The sequence below is a fragment of the Bradyrhizobium sp. genome (assembly GCF_017881085.1).
In the GTDB taxonomy this organism is placed as follows: domain Bacteria; phylum Pseudomonadota; class Alphaproteobacteria; order Rhizobiales; family Xanthobacteraceae; genus Bradyrhizobium.
Genome location: NZ_JADGRI010000477.1, coordinates 1 through 2828 on the forward strand (window position 1 = coordinate 1; position 2828 = coordinate 2828).

A 2828-nucleotide genomic window follows, 5' to 3' on the forward strand; every position below is an offset into this window, starting at 1 on the left:
GACGGCTTGAGTTTGTGGAAAGTCGCTACCTCACCACCCGAACCATTCCGGCTTGCGCGGCAGTTCGACGGTCTTGACCTTCTCGAGCTTGATGGTGCCCTTGGCCATGAGATCGTTGAGATCGCCGTCGGTGGAACCCGAGATCTTCGAGCGATAGAGGTCGACCTTCAGCGTGCCGCGATGGTCCTTGTCGGTCCAGTTCGAGGCATTGCAGACGCCCTCCATGCCGGCGGGCACCCAATCCTTCTTCTGGTAAAAGCCCTTGGCGACGTTCTCGCCGGTGGCTCCGCCGTTCTTGGCGGCCCAGTCGATCGCTTCCTTCATGTACAGCGCGGTGCAGACGGCCGCGATGTAATGCACGGGACGATAGACCTTGCCGGTCGGGTCCGACATCTTCGAGATTTCCATTACGGTCTTCATGCCCGGCGCGTTGCCGCCCCAGCCGACCGCCGTGCGCAGCGGGAAGATCACGCCGTCGGCGGCATCGCCGGCGGTCTTGGCGGCGTTCTCGTCCATGCCCCAGACGTTGGAGAGGAACTGGACGTCGACGCCCGCGGTCTTGCAGGCCTTCATGACCGAGATGTTGGAGGCCGCGGTGTTGCCGAGATAGGCGTAGTTGGCGCCGGAGCTCTTCAGGCTCAGGCACTGCGCGCTGTAGTCGCCCGGCGCCAGCGCGAATACCAGCGGCGGCAGCACTTCGAAGCCGAGCTCGGTGGCGAGCGCCTCGCCGGCCGCCTTCGGCGCATTCGGGTAGGGGTGGTTGGCGCCCATATGCACGAATTTCGGCTTGCCCGGCTTGCCCTTGGCTTTCCAGTCCTCGGCCGCCCAGGTCAGTTCGGCGCGCAGCGCATCCGAATAGCTCGGCCCGTAGAAGAAATTATAGGGCGCGGGCTTTGCCTTGCCGCTGGTGCCTTCCGGATCGGTCAGCGCCGCAGCGTAGGAACCCGAGATATCCGGGATCTTGTCCTGCGCCAGGAAGCCGGTCAGCGCTTCGGTGTCGGCGGTGCCCCAACCCATGATCGCCGCGACCTTGCTGTCGGGCGCCGACCACTTCTTGTAGAGCGCAATCGCGCGCGGCACCTGATAGCCGTAATCGTTGGTGTCGACACTGAGCTGCTTGCCGCCGATGCCGCCGTTCTTGTTGACCCAGGCGAAGGTGTCGGCGACGCCCTGTCCGTAGGGCGTTCCGACGTCGGAGGTGCCGCCGGAATAATCGGCGAGATGGCCGATCGCGATCTGGGCCTGCGCCGCAGAGGCCGCGCCGCCGAGCAGCAGCGCGAGCGACACCGTGCTCAAAAGGGTTTTCATGGTCATACTTGCTTCCTCCGTTTGGTTTGTTGGTAGCGATTGTAGTGCGTCCCGTTCGGGCCTCAATGCGAGAACGGGTAGAGTTTCCAGTACGTCTTGATCTGCCGCCAGCGATGCGCGAGGCCGTCAGGCTCGAACATCAGAAACGCGATGATGATCAGCCCGATCGCGATCTCGCGCAGGAAGGTGATGTTGTTGTTGAGCGACAGCGCCTTGTCGATCGCCGAGCCCTTCAGCCCGGCGCTGATCCACTCCATCGATTCCGGCAGCAGCACCACGAAAGCGGTGCCCATCAGCGTGCCCATGATCGAGCCGGTGCCGCCGATGATGACCATGGCCAGGAAGATGATCGAGCGTTCGATCCCGAAACCCTCGTTGGAGACCACCAGCTGGTAATGCGCATAGAGCGCGCCGGCGATGCCGGCGAAGAATGCCGCGAGCCCGAACGACAGCGTGCGATACTTCGTGAGATTGATGCCCATGATCTCGGCGGAGAGATAGTGATCGCGGATCGCGACCAGCGCGCGGCCGTCGCGGGTGCGCATCAGGTTGGTGACCAGCAGATAGCTGACCACGACATAGGCCAGCACCACGTAGAAATATTGCCGGTCGCCGCGGAAGGTATAGCCGAAGATCGAGAACGGATTGGCGCTGGCCGGCACCGAGCCCCCGGAAAACCAGTCGGCGCGCGAGAAGAAATCGAGCAGGATATACTGCGCGGCCAGCGTGGCGATGACGAGATAGAGCCCCTTCAGCCTTGCTGCCGGCAGGCCGAAGATCAAGCCGACCAGCGCCGTCACCACGCCGGCGAGCGGAATGGCGAAGAACACCGGGATCGGCAGGTTGTTCGAGATGTAGGCCGAGGTGAAGGCGCCGAACAAAAAGAACGCGGCGTGCCCGATCGAGATCTGTCCGGTGAAGCCGACCAGAATGTTGAGGCCGAGGGCTGCGATGGAAAAAATGCCGATCTGGATCAGCACGCTCAGCCAGTATCCGCCGAGCACCAGCGGCGCAAAGCAAATCAGCCCGATGCCGACAATCGCGGCGTTGCGGCTGGTGGTGGTCGGAAAGATCGTGGTATCGGCCGCGTAGGTGGTGCGGAAGTCGCCGGCCGGAATCAGGGAGGGAGTTGCCATGGATTACACCCGCTCGATGTCTTTGGTGCCGAACAGGCCGTAGGGTTTTATCATCAGGATGATGATCAGCACGTAGAAAGGTGCGATTTCATACAAATTGCCCCAGTGCAGATATTCGCTGTCGACATATTGGGCGATGTTTTCCAACAGCCCGATGATGATGCCGCCGAGCACCGCGCCGCCGATCGAGTCGAGACCGCCCAGGATCGCCGCGGGGAATACCTTGATGCCGTAGGCCGACAGGCCCGACGAGACGCCGTTGACCACGGCCACGACCACGCCCGCGACCGCCGAGACGGTCGCCGAAATCGCCCAGGCCATCGCGAACACGCTTTTGACGGAAATGCCGAGCGACTGCGCCACCTGCTGGTTGAAGGCGGTGGC

Annotated in this window: 2 protein-coding genes and 1 pseudogene; all 3 read right to left on the reverse strand. The window is 63.0% G+C overall.

Annotated elements, in window-relative coordinates; genetic code table 11:
* Positions 1-30: 30 nt before the first annotated feature.
* Positions 31-1314, reverse strand: a complete 1284-nt coding sequence (locus QZ213_RS26870; RefSeq protein WP_291689080.1) for an ABC transporter substrate-binding protein — start codon at positions 1312-1314, stop codon at positions 31-33.
* Positions 1315-1370: 56 nt separating this feature from the next.
* On the reverse strand, positions 1371-2444 hold the full coding sequence (locus QZ213_RS26875) for a branched-chain amino acid ABC transporter permease (RefSeq protein WP_291689081.1): 1074 nt from the start codon (positions 2442-2444) through the stop codon (positions 1371-1373).
* A 3-nt stretch (positions 2445-2447) separates the two neighbouring features.
* Positions 2448-2828 (reverse strand): annotated as a pseudogene (locus tag QZ213_RS26880) (branched-chain amino acid ABC transporter permease); the annotation flags it as partial.